The following is a 26,597-nucleotide window of genomic DNA, read 5'->3' on the forward strand; positions in this document are numbered from 1 at the left end:
CACGTAGGAGCGACTGCAAGTCGCGATGGGGCGCAAAGCGCCCCCAAGCTCAATGGAACAGGACAGCCGTCTTCTGCAGGGTAATCCACACACCCCAAGCCAACGGCACAACCACCACCGCCCAAGCCAGCAGCACCAGCGGCAGGCTGCCCGGCGCGGCGTGCCACTCCAGCGACCGCGCACCGTCAGCGCCTTTGTCGTGGCTCAGCGCACGTTCGGCGGCAAGCTCGGCATCGCTCATGAAGTACTTGTCGGCAACCGGGCGAATCAGCAGGTTGCAGATGAAGCCCAGCACCAGCAGGCCTGCCAGAATGTACAAGGTCATGTCGTACGCAGCTGCACGCTCCACGCCCGCTGCCAGCTGATACTCGCGCAAGTAGGTGATCAGCACCGGGCCCAGCACGCCGGCAGCGGCCCAGGCCGTCAGCAGGCGACCGTGGATGGCGCCGACCATCTGCGTGCCGAACAGGTCGGCCAGGTACGCAGGCACGGTGGAGAAACCGCCGCCGTACATCGACAGAATGATGCAGAACGCCGCCACGAACAGCGCCACGTTACCCAGGTGGCCCATGTTCGGCACCAGGCTGTAGAGGCCGACACCCAGGGCGAAGAAGGCGAAGTAGGTGTTCTTGCGGCCGATGTAGTCGGAGAACGACGCCCAGAAGAAACGCCCGCCGATGTTGAACAGGCTCAACAAACCGGTGAAGCCTGCGGCAATCGCCGCGATCTGCGCCAGCTGGGCAGGGTTGAGCTCACTGAAGCTCAGCTCGTTGCCCAGCAGCTTGCCGGCGAACACTTCCTGCAGCAGCGGCGAGGCCATGCCGAGGATGCCGATACCCGCCGAGACGTTCAGGCACAGCACCAGCCAGACCAGGGCGAACTGCGGGGTTTTCCAGGCGACGCTGACGTGCACGTGGCGGTCGGTGACCATGCCATTGCCGACTTTCTTCGCCGGGGCAGTCCAGCCTTCAGGCTTCCAGCCGGTTGGCGGAACCCGGTAGGCCAAGGCGCCTGCGGTCATGAACACGAAATAGATCGCGGCCATGGCGACGAAGCTCTGCCATACGCCCACTTCCTGGGCGTTGCCAAAGTGCCCCATCAGCGCGGTTGCCAGCGGGGCGCCGACCATGGCGCCGCCGCCAAAGCCCATGATCGCCATGCCGGTAGCCATGCCGCGCTTGTCCGGGAACCACTTGATCAGGGTCGAGACCGGCGAGATGTAGCCCAGCCCCAGGCCAATGCCGCCGATCACGCCCGAGCCCAGCCACATCAGCCAGAGCTGATGAGTCTTGACCCCGATCGCCGAGATCAGCATGCCGCCGCACCAGCACAGCGCCGATACCAGGCCGGCCTTGCGCGGGCCGGCGTGTTCCAGCCAGCCGCCAAGCACCGCGGCCGAGCAGCCGAGGAAGACGAAGAACAGCGTGTAGATCCAGCTCAGCATGGAAATCGGCCAGTCGCACTCGGCGCTGAACATGCGGGCAACGAAGCCCATGTCCGCCGAACAGGCAACCGGTGCGGTGATGCCGATGGCTTGCGACAGCGGCAGCCAGAACACCGAGAAGCCATAGGCCATGCCGATGCACAGGTGGATAGCCAGGGCCGCCGGTGGGACCAGCCAGCGGTTGAAGCCCGGGCGGGCGATGATGCGCTCCTTCGACAGGAAGCTCGGCGCGCTGACCGCGCCGCCTGCCGTGATGGTACTGCTCATGGATTCGATCCTTTTGTAGGTAGACAGTGCTGGCGGATGCTGCCCGGGCTCTTGTTCTCGCACGCATGGCGGACTGGCCTTTTCCCTGGGTAACGGCCCGCGACAATGGGTCGCGGTCGCTCCGCAAAGCGGCACAAGGGTACCAGCTCACAGATGACATGAAAGCAATCTGATATCGTTATTTTTTCGCCCAGCTGAATAGGTATTTCCGCGTCGGCCTGTTTACCGGCTCGTCGGCGAACAGGCCGACGCAGAAGGAACTGGCCACACCACAACTGTCGAACCCCAAATCAGCGGACTCACCGTCACCCCTGCGGCGTTATACTCAGCCGTTCGGAATTCTTACTACGAACTACAAGGACTCGCCCATGAAAGCGTTCGGCAAAATCCTGGGACTTGGGCTTCTCGGGTTGCTGCTGATCATCGTGGCGCTGGGCTTCGCCCTGACCCACCTCTTCGATCCCAACGACTATAAAGACGAGATCCGCCAACTGGTGCGCGACAAGGCCCATGTCGAGCTGACCCTCAATGGCGATATCGGCTGGAGCCTGTTCCCCTGGTTGGGGCTGGAGTTGCACGAAGCCAGCATCGCGACGCTGACCAACCCGCAAACACCCTTTGCCGACCTGCAGATGCTCGGCCTTTCCGTTCGGGTGCTGCCGCTGCTGCGCCGCGAAGTGCAGATGAGCGACGTGCGTGTCGAAGGCCTGAACCTGATCCTGGCACGCGATGAAAACGGCCACGGCAACTGGGAAGACATCGGCAAACCGCTGCCCACGGCAACCGATGGCAGCGCCGCTGGCACTGCGCAAACCCCAGCGGGTGAGCCAAGCGCGCCTGCCGACAGCAGCAGCGAGCGCGCCGTCAAGCTCGACATCGACAGCCTGACCGTGAACAACGCCCGCGTGCAGTACAGCGATGCCAAGAGCGGCCAGAACTACAGCGCCGAGAGCATTCAATTGAGCACCGGCCCGGTGCATGAAGGCGCCAACATCGCCGTCAAAGCCAGCGCCTTCCTCAGCGCCAGCCAACCGGCGATCAAGGCACGCACTGAACTAGCCGGCGAACTGCGCTTCGACCGCAAGCTCAAGCGCTACAACTTCGAAGACCTGCGCCTGACCGGCGAGACGTCGGGCGAGCCGACCGCCGGCAAGACCGTGACTTTCGGCGCCCAGGGCCAGTTGCTGGTCGACATGGGGGCCAATGTGGCGTCGTGGAACGGCCTGAAAATCTCGGCCAACCAACTGCGTGCCTTGGGCGAGCTGAATGTGCGTGACCTGGACAAAACCCCGCAGGTCAGCGGCGGCTTGTCGATCGCGCAATTCGACCTGCGCACCTTCCTCGATGGCATCGGCCATCCGCTGCCGGCCACTAACGACGCCACGGCCTTCGGCAAGCTCGAGCTGGTGACCCGCCTGCAGGGCACGCCGACCAGCCTGAACCTGGCCGACCTTGCCGTGAAGCTGGACGACAGCACCTTCACCGGCCGCGTAGCCATCGAAGACTTCGCCAAGCAAGCCCTGCGCCTGCAACTCAAGGGCGACAAGTTCGACGCCGACCGCTACCTGCCGGCCAAGAGCGAGCAGGCCAAAGGGGCCACGGCGGCGCGTCAGGCCGAGGTCCAGCAACAGGAAGCCAGCGTCAGTGCCGCTGCCAGCAGCTCACCGCTGCCCAATGCACCTACCCAGCAAGCCTGGAGCGAAGACAAGCTGCTGCCGGTCGACCGCCTGCGCGCCCTCGACCTGCAAGCCGACCTGGCTTTCGGCGCGCTGACCCTGGACAAACTGCCGATCACCGACGCCCAACTGCAAGCCAGCGGCCAAGGTGGCCTGCTGACCCTGCAGACCCTGCGCGGCGGCCTCTACAACGGCAGCTTCGAAGCCAAGGGCAGTGTCGATGTGCGCCCTGCCGTGCCGCAGATCGGCATCAATACCAAGATCAACCGGGTGCCGGTCGAGCACTTCATCAAGACTGAGGACAACAAAACGCCTCCGGTCAAAGGCCTGCTGACCCTGACCAGCGATCTGACCGCTACCGGTAACAGCCAGAAGGCACTGGTCGAAACCCTCAATGGCAGCGCAAACTTCACCATCGCCAACGGCGTGCTGGTCAACGCCAACCTGGAACAGCAACTCTGCCAGGCCATTGCCACCCTCAATCGCAAGACCTTGAGCGGCGATCCGCGCGGCAAGGACACCCCGTTCGAGGAACTGCGCGGCAGCTTGGTGATTCGCAATGGCGTGGCCAGCAACCCAGACCTCAAGGCACGCATTCCGGGCCTCACCGTCAACGGCCATGGCGACCTTGACCTGCGCGTGCTGGGCATGGACTACAACGTCGGCGTGATCGTCGAAGGCGACCAGCGCGCCATGCCCGACCCGGCCTGCCAGGTCAACGAGCGTTACGTCGGGGTCGAACTGCCGCTGCGCTGCCGTGGCCCGCTGGAGCTGGGCGCCAAGGCCTGCCGGCTGGACCAGGACGGCTTGGGCAAAGTCGCTGCCAAGCTCGCCGGCAACCGCCTCAAGGACAAGCTCGATGAAAAACTCGGAGACAAAGTGAGCCCAGAACTCAAAGACGCGCTCAAGGGGCTGTTCAAGCGATGACCCCCACGCAGTTCTCCAGCGCCGTGCTGGCGTGGTACGACCAACACGGCCGCCACGACCTGCCCTGGCAACAGGGCATCAACCCATACCGGGTATGGGTGTCGGAAATCATGCTGCAGCAGACCCAGGTCAGCACCGTGCTGAACTACTTCGACCGTTTCATGCAGGCCTTGCCGACCGTGCAGGCCCTGGCCGAAGCGCCCGAGGACGAAGTGCTGCACCTGTGGACCGGGCTGGGCTACTACACCCGTGCGCGCAATCTGCAAAAAGCCGCGAAGATCGTCGTCGCGCAGTACGGCGGTGAATTCCCGCGCAGCGTCGAGCAGCTCACCGAGCTCCCTGGCATCGGCCGCTCCACCGCCGGAGCGATCGCCAGCATCAGCATGGGTATCCGTGCGCCGATCCTCGATGGCAACGTCAAGCGCGTGCTGGCCCGCTTCACTGCCCAGGCCGGCTACCCAGGCGAGCCGAAAGTCGCCAACCAGCTGTGGGCGACCGCCGAGCGCTTCACCCCGCAGCAGCGCGCCAACCACTACACTCAGGCGATGATGGACCTGGGCGCAACGCTGTGCACACGCAGCAAGCCTACTTGCCTGCTGTGCCCGGTGCGCAGTGGCTGCGAGGCGCACCTGCACGGCGAAGAAACCCGCTACCCCGAGCCCAAACCGCGCAAGGCGCTGCCGCAGCGGCGCACCTTGATGCCGCTGCTGGCCAACCACGAAGGTGCCATCCTGCTCTATCGCCGGCCTTCCAGCGGGCTGTGGGGCGGCTTGTGGAGCCTGCCCGAGCTCGACGACATCGCCCAGCTCGACGACCTGGCCTACCAGCATGGCCTGCGCCTGTCTGAACGCCGCGCGCTGGATGGCCTGACCCATACCTTCAGCCACTTCCAGCTGGCCATCGAGCCCTGGCTGGTGCGGGTAGACCCGGTCGACCCGCACGTGGCCGAGGCCGACTGGCTCTGGTATAACCTCGCCACCCCACCGCGCCTGGGCCTGGCCGCCCCGGTCAAGAAGCTGCTCAAACGCGCGGCCGACGAATTGATTGCAGGAGAAGCCCAATGACCCGCACCGTGATGTGCCGCAAGTACAACGAACAGCTGCCAGGCCTGGAGCGTCCGCCATACCCCGGCGCCAAGGGCCAGGACATCTTCGACAACATCTCGCAGCAAGCCTGGGCCGACTGGCAGAAGCACCAGACCATGCTGATCAACGAAAAGCGCCTGAACATGATGAACGCCGAGGACCGCAAATTCCTCCAGGGCGAGATGGACAAGTTTTTCGCCGGCGAGGATTACGCCCAAGCGGAAGGCTACGTTCCCCCCGCCGAATGACCCCACGGAGCGTAAGCGACGGAATTAATTTAAAATTTTTTCAAAAAGTCGTTGACGACCGATCTGAAAATCTATTTAATTCACCTCGTCGCCCAGATAGCTCAGTCGGTAGAGCAGAGGATTGAAAATCCTCGTGTCGGCGGTTCGACTCCGTCTCTGGGCACCACCTTCAAGCTTCTGGTGGTTGCAAAGTTACCCGAAGCGACAACAAGAAACCCGCCCAGTGCGGGTTTTTTGTTGCCTGTGATTTGGCTTCTCTAGCTTGATCCGGATGGCGCTGAGCCATCAGCCATTGATGCTCATCAACGAGCACCTTGCTGCGTCTCGATAGTATGGCTCGTGGACATTCGACCACGACAAGGCCATTCATGAGCGACGAATCCCCCCTCCTCCTTCCAGCACCAACCGACATCACGCCCCCAACCGCCAAGCCCCCGCGCCCGCGCCGGCCACGTCAGCGCAAGCCTGAGCCGACCATCACCAAGGTCAGCCAGGCCCCCGCGGCGCTGCAGGTGGCATCCGCGCCCAAGGGCAGCAACGAAGACAGCACCGCCGCGCGGCTGCCAGCCAGTTACCCGTACCGCACCCGCCTGCGCCGCAATGAGTACGAAAAGGCCAAGCACGCGCTGCAGATCGAGCTGTTGAAAGTCCAGAGCTGGGTCAAGGAAACCGGGCAGCGGGTGGTGGTGCTGTTCGAAGGGCGCGACGCCGCTGGCAAGGGCGGCACCATCAAGCGCTTCATGGAGCACCTGAACCCCCGTGGCGCGCGAATCGTCGCCCTGGAAAAGCCTTCTGAGCAGGAAAAGGGCCAGTGGTACTTCCAGCGCTACATCCAGCACCTGCCCACGGCAGGAGAAATGGTCTTCTTCGACCGCTCCTGGTACAACCGCGCCGGGGTCGAGAAGGTCATGGATTTCTGCACGCCGCTGCAGTACCTGGAGTTCATGCGCCAGGCGCCGGACCTTGAGCGGATGCTGTGCAACAGCGGCATCCTGCTGTTCAAGTACTGGTTCTCGGTGAACCGCGAAGAGCAACTGCGCCGCTTCATCTCGCGCCGGGACGACCCGCTCAAGCACTGGAAGCTCTCGCCCATCGACATTAAGTCGCTGGACCGCTGGGAGGACTACACCGCCGCCAAGCAGGCGATGTTCTTCCACACCGACACCGCCGATGCGCCGTGGACGGTGATCAAGTCCGACGACAAGAAGCGTGCACGCATCAACTGCATCCGCCACTTCCTGCATTCGCTGGATTACCCCGACAAGGACCTGAGCGTCGCCCATGCCCCCGATGAGCTGCTGGTGGGCCGTGCCTCGCGCGGCTTCGAGGAGGACGAGCCGGCGCCCGCCAGCTGAATGACCGGGCCGCTCAGCGGCCCTGTGCTGCAGCACTTGGGTTTCCCCGGCAACTGCGCTTCAATACGCGCACTTTTCCGCCACACCCAAGGATTTGCCCATGGCCACGCCAACCAAACAACAGAAACGCGCCAAGCGCGCCGCCAGCAAGGCCAAGCAAAACCGCATGGTCCGCAGCGGCCAGGCGGTCAAAGCCAGTGCCGGCGACAGCGCCAGCATCGAGCAGGTGTTCAACAAGGCCATGGAAAGCGACAGCTACAAAGAGCTGTTCGAGAAGATGAAGAGCGCCCAGGAAAACGGCCTGGTGCCGATGATCTCGGTGTTCCTGGTCGACCCCCTGCTGGCCTTGGTGCTCAAGGGTCACAAGGAAGAACACGCCACCGACTACATCGTGCTGGTGTTCACCGCCTACCGCACCTGGCTCGACGGCGCCGACGAAGACACCACCATGGCCTGGCTCGAAAGCGACGAGTTCCAGCAGGCCTACATCGCCGCCTCCGAGCTGGTGGCCAAGCAGCAGCAACAGCAAAAGCAGTTCGGCTGACTTCGCCGCAGACGCTGCGCCAGCCGTTCTTCGCGCCACAAAAAAGGCCGCACCCTGCAGAGGATGCGGCCTTTGTCATTGCCAACAGCGCCGGTCAGCTATCCAGTGCCACGCGCGCAGCCGCGGCACGCTTGCGGTGCACCAGCAGGCCCGCCGCGACGACGCCAATGCTCAGCAGCGCGGTCGCGATGATCTCGGCACGGTGATCCTCGCGCAGCCCCATCACCACCAGCACCGCGACGATGAAGGCGATGGTCGCCCAGGTCAGGCCAGGGAACAGCCACATCTTGAAGTCGATGTGCTCGCCACGCGCTTCGCGCTGACTGCGCATGCGCAGCTGCGATACCGCGATCACCAGGTACACCAGCAGGGCGATGGCGCCAGAGCTGGCCAGCAGGAACTCGAACACCTGGGCCGGCGCCACGTAGTTGGCGAAGACGCAGAGGAACGCCGCTGCGGTAGACAGCAGCACGGCCACATGCGGCGTCGCTGCCTTGGTGGTGCGCTGGGCAATGGCCGGGGCGTCACCGCGCTTGCTCAGCGAGAACAGCATGCGCGAAGAGGTGTACAGCGCCGAGTTCAGGCAGCTGGTGACCGCGACCAGTACCACGATGTCGACGATCAGCTTGGCATTCGGCACGCCGATACGGCTGAGCACCGTCTGGTACGAGCCCACTTCAGCCAGCGCTGGGTCGTTCCAGGGCACCAGTGCCACCACCAGGAAGATCGACACCAGGTAGAACAGGCAGATGCGCCAGATCACCGAATTAGTGGCGCGGCTGATCTGCTTGCCTGGGTTTTTCGATTCGGCAGCAGCGATGGTGACGATCTCGGTGCCCATGAACGAGAACATGGTGGTGAGCATGGCCGCCAGCACCGCGCCCAGGCCATTGGGCATGAAGCCTTGGGTATCGAACAGGTGCGCAGCGCCGCTCACCTGGCTGTCGGGCACGAAGCCGAACATGGCGACACAGCCAACCACGATGAAGCCGATGATCGCCAGCACCTTGAGCAGGGCGAACCAGAACTCGAACTCACCGTAGTTCTTGACGCTGCACAGGTTGGTCAGGGTCAGCGCCAGGGTAATCAGCAGGGAAAATGCCCACAGATCGACTGCCGGGAACCAGGCATGCAGGATGGCCGCCGCAGCGTTGGCCTCCAGCGGGATCACCAGCACCCAGAACCACCAGTACAACCAGCCAATGGTGAAGCCTGCCCAGCGGCCAATGGCGCGGTCGGCATAAGTAGAGAACGAACCAGTGTCGGGCGAGGCGATGGCCATTTCACCCAGCATGCGCATCACCAGCACCACCAGCGTGCCGGCAGCGGCATAGGCCAGCAGCACCGCAGGGCCAGCAGCTGCAATGGCGTGCCCGGAACCTACGAACAAACCGGCGCCAATAACGCCAGCGATGGACAGCATGGTCACATGCCGTTGTTTGAGCCCCTGAGCGAGGTCATTGGAATTGTTACCGCTCATAAAACTACCTTTGTAAGGAGTGGACCACTCCGACTGCGGGAACACAGCACGCGCGGGGATTACCTAGGCATTGCTGCAATCGGCATGTTCACACTGGCAATAAGCGCGCCAGGTGCTGAACGCCTTTGTCAGGAACACCGCGCACCCTCATAAACGTTGGCTTGCGGGGCATATGGCCAGGTTCTGACCGAATGCCCGTCAAATCCCCATGCCAAGTCTGGATTACTGAAATACCCACTTACAAACGCCCCAAAGGTGCCCCTCGGTAACACCCTTGCACCAATGCAATGCAGAAAAGTGCAACCCATGGGTACAACCTATCAAGCCAGGTCTTCTGCTTTTTCAGTACCACCCTGTAGCCAACGAATACCCGTCGATGGTTGAAAGCGCTTCCAACCGCCGCCCAAAGCTGGCACCATCGCGCCTTTTTTCATCAAGGCTCTGGAGCTGGGCGAGACCGTTTGCGGACATCTGCGCGACGTTGCGCTGCAGCGATGCGACAAACTGCCCCAGCAATGCCTTGAGCCCCTTGTACCCCTGTTGGCCGTCATATTGCCGCTATGCTAGCGTGGCGCTCGCCAGGAAGGCCGCCAACAGCTGGGAACGCACCCGAATACATGAGGACCGCACATGGCCCAGGCCACGCCCGCGCTGGAAATCCGCAATCTGCACAAACGCTACGGCGAGCAGGAAATTCTCAAGGGCATTTCGCTGACCGCGCGCGACGGTGACGTGATCTCCATCCTGGGGTCGTCCGGCTCCGGCAAGTCCACCCTGCTGCGCTGCATCAACCTGCTGGAAAACCCGCACAAGGGCGAGATCTTGGTCGCCGGCGAAGCCCTCAAGCTCAAGGCCGCCAAGAACGGTGACCTGATCGCCAGCGACAACCGCCAGATCAACCGCCTGCGCAGCGAAATCGGCTTCGTGTTCCAGAATTTCAACCTGTGGCCGCACATGTCGATCCTCGACAACATCATCGAGGCGCCGCGCCGCGTACTGGGCCAGAGCAAGGCCGAGGCCATCGAGGCCGCCGAGGCGCTGCTGAACAAGGTCGGCATCTACGACAAGCGCCACAGTTACCCCGCCCAGCTTTCCGGTGGCCAGCAGCAGCGCGCCGCCATTGCCCGCACCTTGGCCATGAAACCCAAGGTCATCCTGTTCGACGAGCCGACCTCGGCGCTCGATCCGGAAATGGTCCAGGAAGTGCTTAACGTTATCCGCGCACTGGCCGAAGAAGGCCGTACCATGCTGCTGGTGACGCACGAGATGAACTTTGCCCGCCAGGTGTCCAGTGAAGTGGTCTTCCTGCACCAGGGCCTGGTTGAAGAGCAGGGATCGCCGCAGCAGGTCTTCGAGAACCCGACCTCGGCGCGTTGCAAGCAATTCATGTCCAGCCACCGCTAACGGAGCAATACATGCACACTTACAAGAAGTTTCTCCTGGCAGCCGCTGCCACCCTGGTCATGTCGGCCAACGCCATGGCCGCGGAAAAACTGCGCATGGGTATCGAAGCCGCCTACCCGCCGTTCAACAACAAGGATGCCAGCGGTAACGTCGTCGGCTTCGACAAGGACATCGGCGACGCCCTGTGCGCCAAGATGAAAGTCGAGTGCTCGGTGGTGACCTCCGACTGGGACGGCATCATTCCGGCCCTGAACGCCAAGAAGTTCGACTTCCTGGTGTCGTCGCTGTCGATCACCGACGAGCGCAAGCAGGCCGTCGACTTCACCGATCCGTACTACTCCAACAAGCTGCAGTTCATCGCGCCGAAGAACGTCGACTTCAAGACCGACAAAGACTCGCTCAAAGGCAAGGTCATCGGCACCCAGCGCGCGACCCTGGCTGGCACCTACCTTGAAGACAACTTCCCAGGCGTCGACGTCAAGCTGTACGACACCCAGGAAAACGCCTACCTCGACCTGGTCTCCGGCCGCATCGACGGCATCCTCGCCGACAAGTACGTGCAGTACGAGTGGCTCAAGAGCAAGGACGGCATGAACTACGAGTTCAAGGGCGAGCCGGTGATGGACAGCGACAAGATCGGCATCGCCGTGCGCAAGGGTGACACCAAGCTGCGCGACGACCTGAACAAAGCCCTGGCAGAGATCAAGGCCGACGGCACGTACAAGAAGATCAACGACAAGTACTTCCCATTCAGCATCGAATGATCCGCCCTGACCTGCGCGCCCTGGCGGCGCGCAAGTCCCTAGAATGACCTGCCCATGAATATCGACTTGCACGGATTCGGTCCGGCCATGCTGGCCGGCACCCTGATGACCGTAAAACTGGCGCTTTGCGCCCTGCTGTTGGGGCTGGTGCTGGGCCTGCTCGGCGCCCTGGCCAAGACTTCCTCGATCAAGCCGCTGCAGTGGCTTGGTGGCTTCTACTCGACCCTGGTGCGCGGCGTGCCCGAGCTGCTGTGGGTGCTGCTCATCTACTTCGGCACCGTCGGCTTGATGAACAGCCTCGGTGAAGCCCTGAACCTGCCGGGCCTGGAGCTCAGCGCCTTCGCCGCCGGGGTCATCGCCCTGGGCCTGTGCTTCGGGGCCTATGCCACCGAAGTGTTTCGCGGCGCGATCCTGGCCATTCCCAAAGGCCACCGCGAGGCGGGCCAGGCACTGGGCCTGTCCAAGGGGCGCATCCTGTCGCGGATCATTCTGCCGCAGATGTGGCGCATCGCCCTGCCCGGCCTGGGTAACTTGTTCATGATCCTGATGAAAGACACCGCGCTGGTGTCGGTGATCGGCCTGGAAGAAATCATGCGCCACGCCCAGATCGGCGTGACCGTGACCAAGGAGCCGTTCACCTTCTACATGGTGGCGGCCTGCATTTACCTGAGCCTGACCGTCATCGCCATGACCGGCATGTACTTCATGGAAAAACGCGCCGCTCGCGGCTTTGCGAGGGCCGAATAAATGAATTGGGAAGTCATCATCAAGTGGCTGCCGCGCCTGGCCCAGGGCGCGACCCTGACCTTGGAGCTGGTGGCCATCGCCGTGGTCGCCGGGCTGATCCTGGCGATCCCGCTGGGTATCGCACGCTCCTCGCGGCACTGGTACGTGCGCGCGCTGCCGTTCAGCTACATCTTCTTCTTCCGCGGCACGCCGCTGCTGGTGCAGCTGTTCCTGGTCTACTACGGCCTGGCGCAGTTCGAGGCGGTGCGCTCCAGCTCGCTGTGGCCCTACCTGCGCGATCCGTTCTGGTGCACGGTGCTGACCATGACCTTGCACACCGCTGCCTACATCGCCGAGATCCTGCGCGGTGCGTTGCAGTCGATCCCCAAGGGTGAAATCGAGGCGGCGCGGGCGCTGGGCATGTCGCGGGGCAAGACGCTGTTCTACATCATGCTGCCCCGCGCCGCACGCATCGGCCTGCCGGCCTACAGCAACGAAGTGATCCTGATGCTCAAGGCCAGCGCCCTGGCCAGCACCGTAACCCTGCTGGAACTGACCGGCATGGCCCGCACCATCATCGCCCGCACCTACCTGCCGGTGGAGATCTTCTTCGCTGCCGGGTTGTTCTACCTGCTGATCTCGTTCGTGCTGGTGCAAGGCTTCAAGCTGCTCGAGCGCTGGCTGCGCGTGGATGCCTGCCAGGGGCGTTGAGCCTTCGCGGGCCTGCTCGACGGACAGGCCCGACAACTTACCCACAACAAGCCCGGTACCATGCCCGCCTACCTCCACGGCTATCAGCTGCTTGACCGCTTCCAAGGCCTCGATCAGTTTCTGACCGAGTACCAGGGGCTGTGGAAGCCAAGGCCGTTCACCTGCCTGCAGCTGGGCTGGGAACGCCAGTATCCCGAGCTGGCTTCCCACCTGCGCCAGTGCACGCTCGAGGAGGCCGAAACCGAGGCTGGCGCTGAACGCCTGCCCGCGCCCTACTCGCAGCTCGCCACCCAGGCCAAGCACCTGTCTGCCGTTGGTGAGCTGCCGGACGCAGGCCTTCCCAGCGCAGGCCACCGCCTCGACGTCAATGTTCCGGGCCGCAAGTGGCAACAAATCGAAGCCTTCAGCCGTCGCCTGGCGTTTCGTGAAAACACCCGACATTGGCTGGACTGGTGCGCAGGCAAAGGCCACTTGGGCCGCCGTCTGCTGCAACCAGGCCAGCAGCTGACGTGCCTGGAGTACGACGCCGATCTGGTCGCAGCCGGCCAGGCCTTGAGCGACCATCACCATCTGCCAGCTACCCATGTGCACCAGGACGTCATGGCTGCCGGCAGCACTGATTACCTGACCGTGGATAAAAGTGTCGTGGCCCTGCATGCCTGCGGCGAGCTGCATGTGCACCTGCTGCGCCAAGCCAGCGAACAGGGCTGCCGGCACCTCGCCGTGGCGCCGTGCTGTTACAACCGCATTCCAGGCGAGCGCTACCAGCCGTTATCCACAGCCGCGCAGGCCTCGGCATTGCAGCTGGATATGCTCGACCTCGGCTTGCCCCTGTCTGAAACGGTCACCGCCGGCGCCCGCGTGCGTCGCCAGCGTGACCTTTCCATGGCCCGCCGCCTGGGCTTCGATCTGTTGCAGCGCGAGCAGCGCCAGTGCGACGACTATTTACCCACACCGTCCTTGCCAGTCGCCTGGCTGGACAAGACATTCGAGCACTACTGCCGAGAACTCGCCGCGCTGCGGCAAGTGGACATACAGGGCACGCCAGACTGGACTCGTCTCGAAGCCGCTGGCTGGCAGCGCCTGGCCCAGGTGCGCAACCTGGAACGGGTACGCAACCTGTTCCGCCGCCCGCTGGAAATGTGGCTGGTACTCGATCGCGCGCTGTTCCTCGAGGAACAGGGCTACAAGGTGCGCCTGGGTACGTTCTGCGACTACCCACTGACGCCGCGCAACCTTTTGCTGCTGGCCGAACGTGACCGATAGCCGCAGCACAACCTGTGGATAAGTCTGTGAACAAGCTTTTGATGAATGCTTGGAGCCGAGGGCTATTTCAAACGCCTGGCTTATTCCGCAGCAGGCTGCAAGCCCAGCAAAAACAGGTATTTGCGCAAAGACAGGTGGTATATAAGAGCGGCACGCGTTTCGCTGGAGATGGCAATGCCGCTTGTGCATAAGCAAATTATGTCAAGTCACAGCGGCCTGTTTTTCGCAAGCTCGATGTCGTTCATCAGCGCTTTGGCCATGGCCAATAGATAGTCGGCTGCGCCGAGCAGTTTGTGGTCATCTTCCATGTCGCCTTCGCGCACTAAATGCGTGATGTAGCCCAGGAGCACCGTGACGTGTTCGTAAGCGCCTTCCACAGGGACGCCCGGTTGTACGCCGAAAAGGTTGTGGGACGAGTTGCCGGCCTGGAGGAAGGTGACATTGCCGGCAGTGACCCTGGGCCTTGGGTGATCAGTCATCGGTTTTGTCCTCTTTGGCGTTCAGGGTCGCAATTGCGTGCTGGAAGAGGATCAGGGCGGCGTCCACTGCCTGGGAGGCGCTGGCCAGCGTCGGCAGGCCCCGTTGTCCGGCATGCAGGCGGCAGTGTTCATCGATGGTGTCGGCCACGCCGCGCATGAGGTCGTAGGCGTTGTGCAGGGCGTCTTCGGGGGTGATGTCGCTGTAGGCGGTGATGAAGGGGTTTTGGACGAGTAGGTGGGGTGGGTCGGGGACGATCTTTTTCATGGCAGCAGCTCCTTGAGTTGGAACCACCACATGGACCTTCTCACGGATTCAGGTGGCAGTCGTACGCGGGGTGAGAAACCGAGGGAGCTACAAAGCTCGGCCAGACCGAGGTCTGCCCGCGTACGACCGCCATAAGTGGCTAGCCGATGAGTCTCCATATCGGGTTCTCACGCCCGTTCGCCAGGATTTGGCGACCCAGGAACAATATCCCTGGGCCACTTCCCCGCCAACAGAGAAGCGTCGACTAGGCGCGTAGGATAATTCCCAACTACCTCGATCAAGAAGTATTTGGTTTCAAGTCCGGAATTTCCTCACAAACTCCGCTCAGATCAACGTGGGGCTCACCCCCAAAAACGCTGGACGGTGTATCATCCGCGCCCCGAATCACCAGAACCCGAGCCGCCCGCTGCCCGCCAGCCCCGCGGCCATCTGGCATTGCGCCAGAATCGACCATGGACTAACGGACTAAACCATCGTGCCTCAAGCCAAGACCCTCGCCCTGCTGGCCTTCACCCTGTCCCTCGGCGCCTGCACCACCAGCCAGCCCGCGCACCCCGGCAGCAAGCTGGACTGGAACACACCTGGCATGCAACTCGGCGGCGACCGCGGCCTCTCCATGCGCCACGAAGCCCCCTGCCGCAACCGCGGCTGCGACAACGACGAGCTGTTTTTCAACCCTGGCAAGACCGAGCCAAGCGTCAATACCATCCACCGCGGCTGGTAAGAAAATATCCTTCTGAGTCGGTGACTTAGGCTATTTTCACGCTTTCGCACATAAGTGGTTTACAGGCGCCAACCGATCGTTATAATGACGCCCCATTGCCGGTATAGCTCAGATGGTAGAGCAACTGACTTGTAATCAGTAGGTCCCGGGTTCGATTCCTGGTGCCGGCACCATATAAATCAAGGGCTTGCAGCGATGCAGGCCTTTGTTTTTTGCGGTACACGTAACAAATGATGTAACAAGCGCCCGCTCTGGAGCTGCACCATGGACTGGATGCAATTTGTCGCCGCTATGACTTCTTCCCTCGCCTGGCCGCTGGCAGCCATCGTGCTAGGGCTAGCGATCAGGGGACCGCTCATCGGACTGCTACCTAAAATCCGCAGTCTCAAATATGGCGACTTGCAGATTGACCTAGAGCAGCAGCTGAAAGAAGTCGAAGCAGATTTGACAGAGGGCACAGCAGCAATCCTTCCAGCACCTCCTTCAGAAGAAGCAGTCGAGCTGGCAACGATTTCTCCAGACGTGGCCATGCTGCAATCCTGGTTTGAGGTTGAGATCGCGCTGAATTCGCTGATGCTTAAGCTGGGTTGGAAGATGGCGCCGCAGCACAACCGTTCCATCCACAAAATGTGGTTACTACGGGAGCGACGTTTAATCGATGAGCTGACGTATTCAACGTTCGTCCGCCTGCTGAAGATCCGGAATCAGGTTGCCCACATCAAAGGCATGCCGTTGAACCAGGACGATGCGTTGTCGATGTCCAGCTCATGCGCCTGGTTGGTGGAGCAGTTGGAGTCTGTTGATGCATCAGCAGAGACAGGTGATGCACCGAGTGGGGCGGTGTAGACCAGCCGTCGCATAGCGGCCTTACGGTTTGATGTTGACCCCTCGGAAAGAGGTTAGGTCGGTTAGTTTGTGAGCGAACAGGCTGTGTCCCCCTCACTGCCTGGCTTCTAGAAGGCCTTTAAAAGTTAGGTTTTGGTTATATATTGGTAATTTCCTAACCTTTACCTATAGCCAGTTTCTCAAAAATAAAAACCCTTTTAAAATCAGGCAGTTGAGAATCCCTAACCTCAAACCTAACCATTCCTAACCATCAAAAGTTAGCGACCAAGCCCAACAAATCCGGGCACCTCAGCCCCCAGAAAGCCCCCTCCACGAAAACTAACCTTTTTCCCACGGCTCTCCCAAGATCGAGAGGGCACAGCTTCCCCCTCGCCACAAAAAGCACACCGCCGCAGGGATCCGCAGAACACCCACACATCTCATAACCTGCCCAAGCCCAGACACGGGGCGGCTTGACCCTGGCTGCAGGGGCGCGGAGATTCCGACACGTTTAGCCCGCAGGCGTGGCGGGGGGACGAGGGCGCGCGCCGGGTGCATACTTGCGTGATTTCTAACGGAGAATGCCGATGGACGGATCTAGCCTGTACATAAGGAACGAAGAAACGGAAATGCAGTTCGAGGCGATGCTGGGCCTGATGGCGGACATGATCACAGCCCAAGGTGGCACGCCCGAAACAGAACCTACTCCCCCTAAGTGGTCCGTCGATTTGCACGTGCTATCGATAAAGCTCTTCAAGCATCTAGGCTCGGCGCGGACCTTACTTGAACCCTGCCCGTTCCGCACAGCAACTCACTCGCCATATGGCTATATCGATCACTCTTCAATCGCTACAGTGACTAGGGCGGCACTGGAAAACTATCTAGTGATGCACTGGCTGTTCTGCGAAAAGGACGCCAATAAGCGCGAATACAATCACAATTTGTGGATGTACGGTGGCTGGAAGAAACGAAGCAAATTTATAGCTACTACTGCAGAGGCCGAGACTGCGAAGAAGCTAGCAGCAATCCAGGCTGATGAACTACTCCCCCAGATCACGGCCTCCCCGTTTTATCAAAGCTACGATAAAGTTCAGAAAAGGAAGGTGCGCAAGGGCCTATGGGACGTGGAATGGTACCTTCGAGACCTTGCAAGCGACGCGGGAATGCACATTGTTTATTTCTCATCGATCTATCAGCATATGAGCGGCTATGTGCATACTGATTACATCAGCTGCCTACAGATCGGGCAGGCAAATCGGCTCACTGACCAGTACATGCTCGGATCTGCGTCGATCTCCACATGCCTCATGATTTTGGGACATTTCGCTATTTTCTATGCTCGGATATTCCCAGTTGCTAAATCCGTCCTAGAAGAAAGCAATGTGAAGAGTCTCGTAGAAAAGTGGCATATCCGGACAGAAGACATGGACTTCTTGTACCCGGAGAACAATACCGAAACTTGATCATTGGATTCAACACAGGATTGATGGACTGACGAGTACCGATTTAACTGAGAAAATGGAATTCAAATCTTGGGGAAACTTTATCATGACGAGCGGGAAAGTTAGAATTGCCGACCTGATCATTGAGACAGGTCTTAGCTATAGCGGCTTACCAGGCGCAGAAAAAATATATAGCTTTGCTAAACTTGGGGCTTCGTTTGTTCGCGACTACATCGCCGAACGAAACGAAAAAAAAGCTTACGAGTTTCACCATCAGCTTCTGCTTGACTCCAACAAGTCAACTGAAGATGAGCTGAATAACGCGAGCCTAGACACCGCTGACTATCATGCACTTCTCAGCGCATGTCTAGCAGATATCGAAGAAGAGAAAAGCGGACTTTACGGGCACCTAGCCAAGTCCATCGCAATCAATAAAGTCCCACAAGATTACAAGAGGTTTTTCATCACCAAGCTCAAAGAATCGACCTGGGACCAATTAGATTTGCTTGCTAACGCCCACGTAATCACAAAGCACAATATCATGCCTCCGCAAGGAAACTGGAAGCTTAATACTGACGAACTCCTGAAGAACGTCAACCCTATAAGTGCACGCGGCCTGGACAGCAATTTCCTTCATCAAAACAGGTTCCTACAGGACGACAAAATCAGCGCCCTCGGCAAGAGCTTTATTGAAGCCTGCTTCCCACAGGACCTACTTACACCCAGCGCATTCGGATACGACGAGTGGCTAGGCGCTAATTACACTATGATAACTCTTGCTCAATCCGGCCCAGCTTATGCCGGATCCCAGATAATTGCGGAGCATTATAGAAAGCAACGTATCCAAGGCCACACCGGTCTATTAGAAGGGATATTGAACCGAGAAATAGTAATGCTTCCTGCTACATTCGTCATTATAGGTTACGAAAACGGAAAGCAGTTAGCGCCTCAACAACTGCGCAACCTAGAATCTTACATCCGTCGGAAAATAGCCCTACAAGTCATCTATGTTAATAGCCCATCCGAAAAATTATCACCAATCACTGAATTAGCTCCACTCATCACCATACCCATCACAGACTTACAAACAGTCGGAATCACGACCTACGAAAAGGTAGGCCAGCTACTTGTAAATCGTCAAAAAAAATCAGAAGCCAATTAGTTCACGCCTCTCCGATCAGATATATTCCCCACACAACCAAGCAATAGGTGCTGATACTCACCTACAGCACCTACGCCAAAAATCTTAGATACCTTCGCCAATCTGGCATGAAGAAAACCTAATTACTTCCTCACCAAGCCAATCATTAATCTGTAGCAACCTGGCTTGCTCCGGTTCCAACTCATTGATCGCCCAAACCTGAGCTGCATCGCGAATCGAACCGAACCCGCCTGCATTTTGAGGCACCACCCCCATGAGCTGCGGCGGGATCCTTAGCATGGCCAACTGATCGTCGCGGCTGATGTTCTTAATCGCACCGAAGTCGTCCTTCGCCGCCACCTCGCTGATCGGAATGAGCTGAATGCCGTCCTTCTTACCGTTGGGCGCGTACATGAACAGGTTGCGGAAGTTGCCCGGCCCCTTGCTGCTTTTCATTGCCGTGCGCAGGTCGTCGACAAAGTCTTCGTTCTGGGCAGCGTCAGTCATGTACAAGATGAAACCTGCATGGCTACCGTTCTGGTAGTACTTGCGGCGGAACAGCGTTGCCGCCTCGTTAAGCAGCGCGGCCTGCAACGCTGGCAACCACTCCGGCAGGCCGTAGACCTCTTGGTTAATGTCTGCCATCCGCAGATGGCAGATACTGTCAGCCCTGAACTCGTGCTCATCACGCCAGCCGCGCACCTGGTAGTAGGTTTCCAGATCCGCACCTCGGCGCATGTACTTAGCCAGGCAGGGCCGAAGGCCCATCGCTCGACCGAGCATGTTGTCGCGCTTCTCAAGGTACAGATTACCCGACCACCCCAGGTCCATAACAATCTGCTCGAAAGCCTGCCGGCTCAGCAGTTTGTGGGGAATGAATGTCCGAGCAAGGGCGTTGCGCTTGAAGATCAATCCAGACTGCAGGTAGACGCTAGCCTTCGACGAGCGTGCCAGGCCTTCCAGCGAGACAGGTGGCTCATACCATCTACCGTTGAGGTAACACTCCAAGTAATCCAGGATTTCGCGCCCGTCCAGAACCGGTACCGGATCGCCAAACGTGAAGGCTTCGGCTCGGGCACTCGGGTTGGCGAGCAGCTCACCAGCCGGCGCCGGCGCAGCGCCGGCCTGATCGATGTTGCTCATCAGAAGATCTCCATAATGCGTGTGTTGGTCGCGGTCTGCCCTTCGAGCGGCTCGTTGTGCAGCGCGTGGAACAGTGCCCAGGCCAAGTCGGCGTGACCCGTGGCTTCGTTGCGGCCTGCGGTGTAGGTGAATTGGCGACCACCGGGTGTGATGGTTTTGCGGATGGCCATGAGGGACTGCGCAACGTCCGTAGCGCCGGCATCAAACTCCAGCCGGCCTTTGCTGATGACGTCCCAGGCCTTCATGACCAGGCGGGTTTTGACTTCGGGGTTGTAAGCGAAGGTGCGAAGCGCCGGGAAGAACTGGCGCACCAGCTCGGCCACCGCGCTGCCCATACCCGTGGTGTCGATACCGATGTAGGCCACGTTGTAGCGCCTGGTGATCTGGCGAATCGTCTCGGCCTGCGAGACATTCACGTTGTACCCTTATCGCCGCAAGCAGTGGGCTTGCTTGAGCAGATCCACGCGATCACCGGCAAGTTCGAGCTGGTGTTCGCGGGAGATGCCAAACCGTGGAAACCGATGTCTGAGAACACGGTGAATGCCGCGCTAAGGACGATGGGCTATGACACCAAAGTGGATATCTGCGGCCACGGGTTCCGAGCCATGGCGTGCAGTGCGCTGGTCGAATCCGGACTTTGGTCAGAGACGGCCATCGAACGGCAGATGAGCCACAAAGAACGCAACAACGTGCGCGCCGCTTATACCCACAAGGCCGAGTTCCTCGAAGAGCGCCGGATGATCATGACCTGGTGGAGCCGGTTTCAGGAGGCGAACCGCGAGGACCATGTGACGCCGCATGAGTTTGCCAAGCAAACGGGCGAGAACGTCACGCGGCTTCGCAGTGCCAAGAGGACCGAGTAACCCGCCGCACCACCGCATCAAGCTCACTGTGAAGTTACCCACAGCACCGCATGAAGCTCCTCCGCGCGGGTCCTTTCAAACGGGGCTGCAAAGCCGCCCCGTTTGAAAGGACCATACCTAAGAAAAAAACTGCTGGCACAGCTTACGTCTGTGGAAAACCACTGATGTCCACCGGGGGATAGTTTTATCCACAGGCGCTAAATCCCTGATATCGCGCTGCTTGACGAATATTGTCCACAAGCGTAGACCGGGAGTCGCAAGAGCTGTCAATGGCAGCACCCCAGGTGACCCGAACCTTTAAGGTCACGCCGCTCCCGCGGTGGTTCACCCGCAAGTACGATTCGCGTCCGGCAGCTCGTACGGTCACTACCCATGTGATGGATGCCAACTCAATATCGTTGCCCCTGCGGCAACCACCCTACCCATCTGCTCAGCAGCAACCTATTCGCTTGGCCATTTCGCGTGCGCCAACCTGTGCCCGTCTCTTTCACTGGAAAGAGACGGGCGCTCCTGACACTGCTGCAGCCCTGATCGCACATGGCTCAGCGGCAATTCCCCTCGTGACAATCGGCGTGACAAACGCCGATGTCACCAGCAACAGCCATGCAGATGATGGTGCCGCAGACCAGGGAATGGACTGCACCTGACTGACAGTCAGGCATGCCCCGGTCATCGCATTGCTGCGTTCACCCGGCTCAGGATCTCTCGGCACTGGTCTCGTCAGCCAATGCAGCCTCCACCCGCCCACCGGTAACGTTGCTCAGGAGGCCAGATCATGAGATGCCCTTGCTCCCGGACGTAAGGAGCCGCCAGTCCCGCGTTAGAGGACATCCCCACAGGTCGCAGGGGCCTTGATCCCTGATAACACTCAACATTCTTGGCGGGATGACGTGGGGCGAGGATCGGAGATCGGAAGATGAGGTGACTGACATGGCATTGGTAAGTAGACGCGATGGCCGCAATTTCGGCTATGGCAGGCAATTGAGCTATGCAGGGCCGCAGGCGCTGAAAGACATGTTCGGCGGAGGTCATTACGGCACGGTCAAGGCGCACTGTGATCGGTGGCAGGCATTTGTACGGTGGTGCCAGTCGGAGGATGGGCCGGGCTTTAACGACGCGCGACAAATTGCTCGGCAGACCTTGCTGGATTACGCGGCGCATCTACGTCACTTGGTTGAGCGCGGCGATCTCGCCGTCGCTACCGCACAAAATCGACTGTCCAGCGTTAAACGAACCATGGTTGCGCTCCGCGGTGATCAATATGTGAAAGTGCTAAGTCCGAGCAAGGCTTTGTGAGCGCAGCGCATAACTGTGCGCACGACAAATCCTCAGGGCCAAGATCACGAACACATGATGCGCATCGTCGAAGCGCTTCGCGAAAAGCATCCGCGTGCTGCCGCCATCGTACAACTGGCACGCGCCACTGGCATGCGTCTGCGCGAAGCGATTCTGGCCGACCTATCGCGACTCAAGTGCGAAGCCGAAAACTACGACAAGATCAACATCCAGGACGGCACCAAAGGTGGCCGCTGCGGCGCAACTGCGCCTCGTTGGATCACGGTCGATGACCATATTCGCGAAGCGCTCAGGTACGCCGAACAGATCTCACCCGACGGTAGCCGCAACCTGCTGGCACCGAACGAGAGCTACCTCGATTTCCAACGGGAAGTCGTTCGGCCCGCCCGAGATATCCTCCATACGCACAACCTCAAAGGCTTCCACGAACTGCGCGCGGCATATATGTGTGAACGCGATGAGCAGATCAGCCATCACCTAGCACCCATCAACGGTGGCAGGTGCAGGCGCCTCGATCCACGCCTTGATCGAGAGGCACGCTTACAAATCAGCTATGAGCTGGGACATGGTCGAATCGACGTGGTATCGGCGTACATCGGTGGTGGGGTATGAATAAACCATTCGATATGGAGATCTTCTTGACTGGGGTGCTGACTGGAGCACATGCCACACGCGAACGTCACATACGCCAAGCTAAGGTTATACAGTCGACTATAGCCTGTCGCTGGAGGCTTGAAAATCCATGGCGCTGGAAGGATAAACATTTACATTGGTTTCTCACAAAACACTTAGAAGGCTGCTCAGAGCCAACCCGCTACTATTACTATTTGACTGTTAAGCTAATAAAAGCCCGACTTGGAAAAACCAAATTACGGCCAAAGAATAATTAATGCCTAATAGAAACTATAAGCATACTTAGCCAGACAAAAAATAGAGATAATTTACTTTTTGCTACTTAATCCAGCATAAATAGAGCCGCAAAAAGCTTTTAAGAGCTAAATTAAGCTTTTCGGGCATAAGACCACCCCTGCCAGAAAAGAAACAAATGATAGCCGATTGACATACGTCAAATCCCGCCCCAAAATGCTGAGTACTTGGGTAAGGAGCGCGCTATGCGACCACCATTTTCGGGAATAATTGTACGATACCGTCCCCCTCAGCAAGGGATTTGTCAATATCATTCGGTGGACAAGGTACTCCCCGAGGCCGAGGCATCTCGCGAACCTAAAAAAGAAGATTCTGAAAAGTCGGAACTGAACGCGGGCGAAACAGACTCCCCAAGAGTTTGTGCAAAGTGCGCAGAGGCATTAGAGAAAGATCAAACATCCCAAGACAAGCCGCTAAACGAAAAGAAACGAAAAGATGAATTACATATAAACATCTGGGAAATAGGGGATAACACAAGCAGCCCTTTCATGGATATCGGTGTAATGATATCAAACCGCGACCATACAGGCTTTGTGCAAGTTGACCTGCCTTGGGAAGTCAACAAAAGAGATCTTAGTGATCTGGGCGCAAAATTGAATGGCGAAAAAAGCGTTGCAGCAATATTTAATGAAGTAGTTCACTACGATGGCTTTGCCGAAGGCAACTTTGCAAATATAAGTTTCCGCAAGGATGGAAAAGATGAAAAACCGTTTTCTTTGCTTAGACTAAACTCTGAACTTTTTAAGATTGAGTATGTGCACCTAAGCAACGGAGCTACTTCAACTCGTTTAATGGTGGAGATCCCGCGCCCACACCCCGAGACACTCAGTAAAGATAAAAGAATTTCTGCATACGTTAGATTTAGAATTCGCAACGTGCCCGAAAAAATGTACACCAGTACATTTGAGCAAAAAGACCGAACAATTATAAGCTCAAGAACCGTAACAAGAATTATTGATTTTCGAATTAATGTTCGCCGTGGCGTACCCGAAGAACTTTTAAGCGGTAGCGAAACCGTAGAGTTTCCTCAATTCGAAAGAATACACTGTTTCTTAACAACTGACCGAAGCGAGGACTGCTCATCTCAAGGAAAAACTTATATGGGCTACAGATCTTTAATGGATGAAGATGTATGGAATGAATATATAAGACTAGACCACAGAGAAAGAATCTCCGAAGAAAATAGCGTCAGCAACTACTTAGGGCATCAATGGACTGCAAGCAATGAAAATGGCGTTAAAGACTTAATTGTCCTAGGCCGCTTCTCTAAAACTAAGTCGGGCATCGGCCTGATAATTCGATTTATACTACTGGGTATTATCTTCGGGGCTACAGGTAACGGTGTTTGGGAGGTAATCCCAACCTGTGTGACTAGCTACTCGACGGCTACCTGCAGAGATCCCGCGCTAAAAATACTCGTCTTAACATCTGCGGGCGTAGCTTTGATGGTTGCGGAGCCATTATGGAAACTGCTGACTAGAAAAGCTCGAAACTTATTTGGCAGGAAAGAGCGCTCATCGTCTTAAAAAAACGCTAGCGAACAGCAACTTTAAGACTGTTCGGGTTATTTTGAATTAGGCTATCTTGCAATAGAGTCGAACTCTGTTCAATCAACCCGTTAAAGCTAAGCTCTGCCTTGCAGGGCCTGTAATAATCAGGATAGATCTTAGCAATTTCAAAGCCATAGTAATTAAAAAGCTTCCGGAACACTGCTATCTGCTCTTCCGCAATAGACAATAACGGGGACTCATTATTCAGAACATCGAACGAACGCTCAAAAAGTTTTAAGCCGACACCTGTTCCCTGATAAGGTGGCAAGACTCTTAAACAGCATAGCTTCTGCTCAACCCCATCATTCTTAACGATTGCCAAACCCGACAATTCACGACGGCGATATTCTAAAATAATACTTCGCTCACCTGTGATCAATCCCGGGAAAACTTTTTTATTGAGCCACTCATCAAAAGCTGGATAATATCCAGATAGCTCTGATAGGTGCTGAAAAACCTTTGGCAACAGCGTAATGATTGCATCCGAGTTTGAGTTTAGATACTCGCGATCTATTAAGCGCGGAAACTCTAACGACTCAATCATTTCGCCACCATTCGGTAGAGGTTTTTCTAAACACCATAGCGCTCATGACAATTCTAATGATACTTGACGGTCAGGCGATCCGATATAACAAAATGACTGAGGCGGACTTTTGGGCCCGTCTAATTCTTTTAAGTCCAAAGGCATATCGTAAGCTACAACCCGCCCGACCGCGATAGCGACAGCCCTGGTTCGCCCCTCATAATAAGAGTCGAAAAATTTTTTATTGACACCAGCAAATGCTTTGGTCTGCTCCCATATTTTACTAGGGGAATCCTGATAAATATTAGTAACTTCGAACTCACCAACAATTTTTCCAACTGGTTTGGTGGCATAAATAACAACTGTATGAACAGCCGGATTAGAAAAGCCGACCTTCCTAAATTCAAAGCGTTTTTCACCGCTGAGAATTTTAGATGCATACTCGGGCTTAATCGACAATAAGACCTTCATTAACGCCCCCGAAATCTGCAATCCACCGAACTTGGTCTTCTGTTAGACCGATTAAATCCCATCGAGGTGCGCTAATACCGCATTCATCGATGAGTCTACCTCTAATGATACGCGTCGTTAGCGCTGCATTGTAGGTAAATTTTATTATATAGTATTTCTTTCTATTAGTAAAATAGTCTTTGAGTTGCTCCTTGGTAAAAACACTATAGGGCTTTGTATATTTTACAAACTCACTTTCAGTGTTGAATGTTTTAATTTGGCGAACCTCTTCCACAACTACAATTGAAGAAGCCACTGATCGAAACCTTGCTTGTCCTGGCCGATCTGTAGTACGGTAAATAACTATAACATCGCCCGGACGCATCTGTTTCGCACGTGCAATGCCGGATATATATGTTTTATGAATACTGTTTGTATGAGAAACGTCTTCCAAGATATCATGACTTTCATTATTTAGTATTGATTCCGGCAGAAATGAAGAATGATATTCTGGATATATCGCGAGCAAGAAATATCTTTTGTCTTTTAGCTCAACCTTTGGGAAATCCTTGACCGGATCGCCAACCAACGGAGTCAATGTTTTAACGAATACCTCTTCACGACCATCGACCGAATCTTTAAAGCCGTGAAGCTCAAAGCCATAGCGCAAGAATAATTCAATCAGTGACTGATGCTTTGGAAAAACAGTTACATAGATAAATTCAACTTTTTCACTGATGGCATGATCGAAAATTTTCTTTATAAATCGTTCACCAAGCCTAGTGCCATGCGCATTAATTTTCAACGTGCCTATCTTTAACCGCTTTCCTGCGGGTAAAGCAGGCTCAATACCCTCAGATTCGTCTTCGCTCTTTAAATAAAGAAATCCATCCAGGCGCCGCTTAGGTCCTCTAAATGTGTACGCTTTATCCCCCGCCGCGATTTTTTTCGCGTACCACCCAGGAAAGCCGGCATAATCACTTTTTAACGAGTCAAAAAATTCCTCACTCAACTCGGCACTAGAAAAAACATCATATTTTAGACTGTTGAAAGTACTGCTTGCCATTCTAAA

23 protein-coding genes, 2 tRNA genes and 3 pseudogenes are annotated in these 26,597 nt (G+C 57.5%); 19 read left to right on the forward strand and 9 right to left on the reverse strand.

Going from position 1 to position 26,597, the window contains the following annotated elements:
* Positions 1–49 precede the first annotated feature (49 nt).
* Positions 50–1,711 carry an OFA family MFS transporter gene (locus FS665_RS04055; protein WP_145183816.1) on the reverse strand — a complete coding sequence of 554 codons (1,662 nt, stop codon included), beginning with the start codon at positions 1,709–1,711 and terminating at the stop codon, positions 50–52.
* A 368-nt stretch (positions 1,712–2,079) separates the two neighbouring features.
* Between FS665_RS04055 and FS665_RS04060 the strand changes: the two genes are divergently transcribed.
* The 6 genes from FS665_RS04060 to FS665_RS04085 all read left to right on the forward strand — a co-directional run bounded on the left by FS665_RS04060 (position 2,080) and on the right by FS665_RS04085 (position 7,546).
* Positions 2,080–4,314, forward strand: coding sequence for an AsmA family protein (locus FS665_RS04060; protein WP_145183819.1), 2,235 nt, complete (start codon positions 2,080–2,082; stop codon positions 4,312–4,314).
* Positions 4,311–5,378, forward strand: coding sequence for an A/G-specific adenine glycosylase (gene mutY, locus FS665_RS04065; RefSeq protein WP_145183821.1), 1,068 nt, complete (start codon positions 4,311–4,313; stop codon positions 5,376–5,378). The genes FS665_RS04060 and mutY overlap by 4 nt, the downstream gene beginning before the upstream one ends.
* A complete protein-coding gene (locus FS665_RS04070; RefSeq protein WP_145183824.1) occupies positions 5,375–5,647 on the forward strand; it encodes an oxidative damage protection protein in 273 nt (90 codons plus the stop codon). Before mutY ends, FS665_RS04070 begins: the two co-directional genes overlap by 4 nt.
* Positions 5,648–5,737: 90 nt before the next feature.
* Positions 5,738–5,813, forward strand: a tRNA-Phe gene (locus tag FS665_RS04075).
* Positions 5,814–6,015: 202 nt separating this feature from the next.
* Positions 6,016–7,002 (forward strand): polyphosphate kinase 2, encoded by a 987-nt coding sequence (ppk2, locus tag FS665_RS04080; RefSeq protein ID WP_145183827.1) that lies wholly within the window; start codon positions 6,016–6,018, stop codon positions 7,000–7,002.
* A 100-nt stretch (positions 7,003–7,102) separates the two neighbouring features.
* Complete coding sequence (locus tag FS665_RS04085) at positions 7,103–7,546, forward strand: hypothetical protein (RefSeq protein WP_145183830.1); 444 nt, start codon at positions 7,103–7,105, stop codon at positions 7,544–7,546.
* 94 nt (positions 7,547–7,640) lie between these two features.
* On the opposite strand, the gene gabP is transcribed toward FS665_RS04085, so the two are convergent.
* On the reverse strand, positions 7,641–9,026 hold the full coding sequence (gene gabP / locus FS665_RS04090) for a GABA permease (RefSeq protein ID WP_145184971.1): 1,386 nt from the start codon (positions 9,024–9,026) through the stop codon (positions 7,641–7,643).
* Between the two features lie 630 nt (positions 9,027–9,656).
* Between gabP and FS665_RS04095 the strand changes: the two genes are divergently transcribed.
* The 5 genes from FS665_RS04095 to FS665_RS04115 are packed head-to-tail and all read left to right on the forward strand — an operon-like array spanning position 9,657 to position 13,897.
* Entirely contained in the window at positions 9,657–10,430 is a 774-nt protein-coding gene (locus FS665_RS04095) for an ABC transporter ATP-binding protein (RefSeq protein WP_145183833.1), read from the forward strand.
* An 11-nt stretch (positions 10,431–10,441) separates the two neighbouring features.
* Positions 10,442–11,194 carry an ABC transporter substrate-binding protein gene (locus tag FS665_RS04100; protein WP_145183836.1) on the forward strand — a complete coding sequence of 251 codons (753 nt, stop codon included), beginning with the start codon at positions 10,442–10,444 and terminating at the stop codon, positions 11,192–11,194.
* 54 nt (positions 11,195–11,248) lie between these two features.
* Entirely contained in the window at positions 11,249–11,941 is a 693-nt protein-coding gene (locus FS665_RS04105) for an ABC transporter permease (RefSeq protein ID WP_145183839.1), read from the forward strand.
* On the forward strand, positions 11,942–12,631 hold the full coding sequence (locus FS665_RS04110; protein WP_145183842.1) for an ABC transporter permease: 690 nt from the start codon (positions 11,942–11,944) through the stop codon (positions 12,629–12,631). It abuts the gene before it with no gap.
* 60 nt (positions 12,632–12,691) lie between these two features.
* Positions 12,692–13,897 (forward strand): methyltransferase, encoded by a 1,206-nt coding sequence (locus FS665_RS04115; protein ID WP_145183845.1) that lies wholly within the window; start codon positions 12,692–12,694, stop codon positions 13,895–13,897.
* 206 nt (positions 13,898–14,103) lie between these two features.
* Here the strand turns inward: FS665_RS04115 and FS665_RS04120 are convergent, their stop codons facing one another.
* Positions 14,104–14,376: a DUF3077 domain-containing protein gene (locus FS665_RS04120; protein WP_145183848.1), complete on the reverse strand. Its 273-nt coding sequence runs from the start codon at positions 14,374–14,376 to the stop codon at positions 14,104–14,106.
* Positions 14,369–14,641: a hypothetical protein gene (locus FS665_RS04125; protein WP_145183851.1), complete on the reverse strand. Its 273-nt coding sequence runs from the start codon at positions 14,639–14,641 to the stop codon at positions 14,369–14,371. The genes FS665_RS04120 and FS665_RS04125 overlap by 8 nt, the downstream gene beginning before the upstream one ends.
* Before the next feature lie 475 nt (positions 14,642–15,116).
* On the opposite strand from FS665_RS04125, the gene FS665_RS04130 reads away from it, so the two are divergent.
* The 5 genes from FS665_RS04130 (at position 15,117) to FS665_RS04150 (ending at position 18,794) form a co-directional block, all read left to right on the forward strand.
* Positions 15,117–15,365 carry a hypothetical protein gene (locus FS665_RS04130; RefSeq protein WP_145183854.1) on the forward strand — a complete coding sequence of 83 codons (249 nt, stop codon included), beginning with the start codon at positions 15,117–15,119 and terminating at the stop codon, positions 15,363–15,365.
* 97 nt (positions 15,366–15,462) lie between these two features.
* Positions 15,463–15,538, forward strand: a tRNA-Thr gene (locus FS665_RS04135).
* Between the two features lie 91 nt (positions 15,539–15,629).
* Entirely contained in the window at positions 15,630–16,211 is a 582-nt protein-coding gene (locus FS665_RS04140; protein WP_145183857.1) for a hypothetical protein, read from the forward strand.
* 566 nt (positions 16,212–16,777) lie between these two features.
* Positions 16,778–17,653, forward strand: a complete 876-nt coding sequence (locus tag FS665_RS04145) for a DUF5677 domain-containing protein (protein ID WP_145183860.1) — start codon at positions 16,778–16,780, stop codon at positions 17,651–17,653.
* A gap of 85 nt (positions 17,654–17,738) precedes the next feature.
* Positions 17,739–18,794 carry a hypothetical protein gene (locus FS665_RS04150; RefSeq protein ID WP_145183863.1) on the forward strand — a complete coding sequence of 352 codons (1,056 nt, stop codon included), beginning with the start codon at positions 17,739–17,741 and terminating at the stop codon, positions 18,792–18,794.
* A gap of 84 nt (positions 18,795–18,878) precedes the next feature.
* Here FS665_RS04150 and FS665_RS04155 read toward each other — a convergent pair whose 3' ends face one another.
* Positions 18,879–19,916, reverse strand: a complete 1,038-nt coding sequence (locus tag FS665_RS04155) for a phage portal protein (RefSeq protein ID WP_145183866.1) — start codon at positions 19,914–19,916, stop codon at positions 18,879–18,881.
* Positions 19,916–20,323: pseudogene (locus FS665_RS04160) on the reverse strand (terminase); the annotation flags it as partial. The pseudogene FS665_RS04160 and the gene FS665_RS04155, both read right to left, overlap by 1 nt.
* Between FS665_RS04160 and FS665_RS04165 the strand changes: the two are divergent.
* The 3 genes and pseudogenes from FS665_RS04165 to FS665_RS04185 all read left to right on the forward strand — a co-directional run.
* Positions 20,324–20,779, forward strand: a pseudogene (locus FS665_RS04165) (tyrosine-type recombinase/integrase); the annotation flags it as partial. It abuts the pseudogene before it with no gap.
* Between the two features lie 930 nt (positions 20,780–21,709).
* Positions 21,710–22,687: pseudogene (locus FS665_RS04175) on the forward strand (integrase domain-containing protein).
* Positions 22,688–23,187: 500 nt separating this feature from the next.
* Entirely contained in the window at positions 23,188–24,528 is a 1,341-nt protein-coding gene (locus FS665_RS04185) for a hypothetical protein (protein WP_145183872.1), read from the forward strand.
* Between the two features lie 7 nt (positions 24,529–24,535).
* Here the strand turns inward: FS665_RS04185 and FS665_RS04190 are convergent, their stop codons facing one another.
* Genes FS665_RS04190 through FS665_RS04200 form a run of 3 tightly spaced genes read right to left on the reverse strand, consistent with a single transcriptional unit; the run spans position 24,536 to position 26,591 of the window.
* The gene (locus FS665_RS04190) at positions 24,536–25,096 is read right to left on the reverse strand and encodes a GNAT family N-acetyltransferase (RefSeq protein WP_145183875.1); all 561 of its coding nucleotides are present in this window, start codon (positions 25,094–25,096) and stop codon (positions 24,536–24,538) included.
* Positions 25,097–25,138: 42 nt separating this feature from the next.
* On the reverse strand, positions 25,139–25,546 hold the full coding sequence (locus tag FS665_RS04195) for an ASCH domain-containing protein (protein ID WP_145183878.1): 408 nt from the start codon (positions 25,544–25,546) through the stop codon (positions 25,139–25,141).
* Positions 25,524–26,591, reverse strand: coding sequence for an N-acetyltransferase (locus tag FS665_RS04200; RefSeq protein WP_145183881.1), 1,068 nt, complete (start codon positions 26,589–26,591; stop codon positions 25,524–25,526). The genes FS665_RS04195 and FS665_RS04200 overlap by 23 nt, the downstream gene beginning before the upstream one ends.
* Positions 26,592–26,597: the final 6 nt, after the last annotated feature.

Origin of the sequence: Pseudomonas sp. URMO17WK12:I11, from assembly GCF_007677725.1 — a bacterium.
Taxonomy (GTDB): Bacteria; Pseudomonadota; Gammaproteobacteria; order Pseudomonadales; family Pseudomonadaceae; genus Aquipseudomonas.

Coding starts and splice junctions, on each gene's coding strand:
- FS665_RS04125 (WP_145183851.1), bottom strand. CDS start 14,641: ATGAAAAAGATCGTCCCCGACCCACCCCACCTACTCGTCCAAAACCCC.
- FS665_RS04190 (WP_145183875.1), bottom strand. CDS start 25,096: ATGATTGAGTCGTTAGAGTTTCCGCGCTTAATAGATCGCGAGTATCTA.
- ppk2 (WP_145183827.1), top strand. CDS start 6,016: ATGAGCGACGAATCCCCCCTCCTCCTTCCAGCACCAACCGACATCACG.
- FS665_RS04200 (WP_145183881.1), bottom strand. CDS start 26,591: ATGGCAAGCAGTACTTTCAACAGTCTAAAATATGATGTTTTTTCTAGT.
- FS665_RS04120 (WP_145183848.1), bottom strand. CDS start 14,376: ATGACTGATCACCCAAGGCCCAGGGTCACTGCCGGCAATGTCACCTTC.
- FS665_RS04095 (WP_145183833.1), top strand. CDS start 9,657: ATGGCCCAGGCCACGCCCGCGCTGGAAATCCGCAATCTGCACAAACGC.
- FS665_RS04060 (WP_145183819.1), top strand. CDS start 2,080: ATGAAAGCGTTCGGCAAAATCCTGGGACTTGGGCTTCTCGGGTTGCTG.
- FS665_RS04085 (WP_145183830.1), top strand. CDS start 7,103: ATGGCCACGCCAACCAAACAACAGAAACGCGCCAAGCGCGCCGCCAGC.
- FS665_RS04055 (WP_145183816.1), bottom strand. CDS start 1,711: ATGAGCAGTACCATCACGGCAGGCGGCGCGGTCAGCGCGCCGAGCTTC.
- FS665_RS04140 (WP_145183857.1), top strand. CDS start 15,630: ATGGACTGGATGCAATTTGTCGCCGCTATGACTTCTTCCCTCGCCTGG.
- FS665_RS04195 (WP_145183878.1), bottom strand. CDS start 25,546: ATGAAGGTCTTATTGTCGATTAAGCCCGAGTATGCATCTAAAATTCTC.
- FS665_RS04105 (WP_145183839.1), top strand. CDS start 11,249: ATGAATATCGACTTGCACGGATTCGGTCCGGCCATGCTGGCCGGCACC.
- mutY (WP_145183821.1), top strand. CDS start 4,311: ATGACCCCCACGCAGTTCTCCAGCGCCGTGCTGGCGTGGTACGACCAA.
- FS665_RS04155 (WP_145183866.1), bottom strand. CDS start 19,916: ATGAGCAACATCGATCAGGCCGGCGCTGCGCCGGCGCCGGCTGGTGAG.
- FS665_RS04115 (WP_145183845.1), top strand. CDS start 12,692: ATGCCCGCCTACCTCCACGGCTATCAGCTGCTTGACCGCTTCCAAGGC.
- FS665_RS04150 (WP_145183863.1), top strand. CDS start 17,739: ATGACGAGCGGGAAAGTTAGAATTGCCGACCTGATCATTGAGACAGGT.
- FS665_RS04145 (WP_145183860.1), top strand. CDS start 16,778: ATGGACGGATCTAGCCTGTACATAAGGAACGAAGAAACGGAAATGCAG.
- FS665_RS04070 (WP_145183824.1), top strand. CDS start 5,375: ATGACCCGCACCGTGATGTGCCGCAAGTACAACGAACAGCTGCCAGGC.
- FS665_RS04185 (WP_145183872.1), top strand. CDS start 23,188: ATGCGACCACCATTTTCGGGAATAATTGTACGATACCGTCCCCCTCAG.
- gabP (WP_145184971.1), bottom strand. CDS start 9,026: ATGAGCGGTAACAATTCCAATGACCTCGCTCAGGGGCTCAAACAACGG.
- FS665_RS04100 (WP_145183836.1), top strand. CDS start 10,442: ATGCACACTTACAAGAAGTTTCTCCTGGCAGCCGCTGCCACCCTGGTC.
- FS665_RS04110 (WP_145183842.1), top strand. CDS start 11,942: ATGAATTGGGAAGTCATCATCAAGTGGCTGCCGCGCCTGGCCCAGGGC.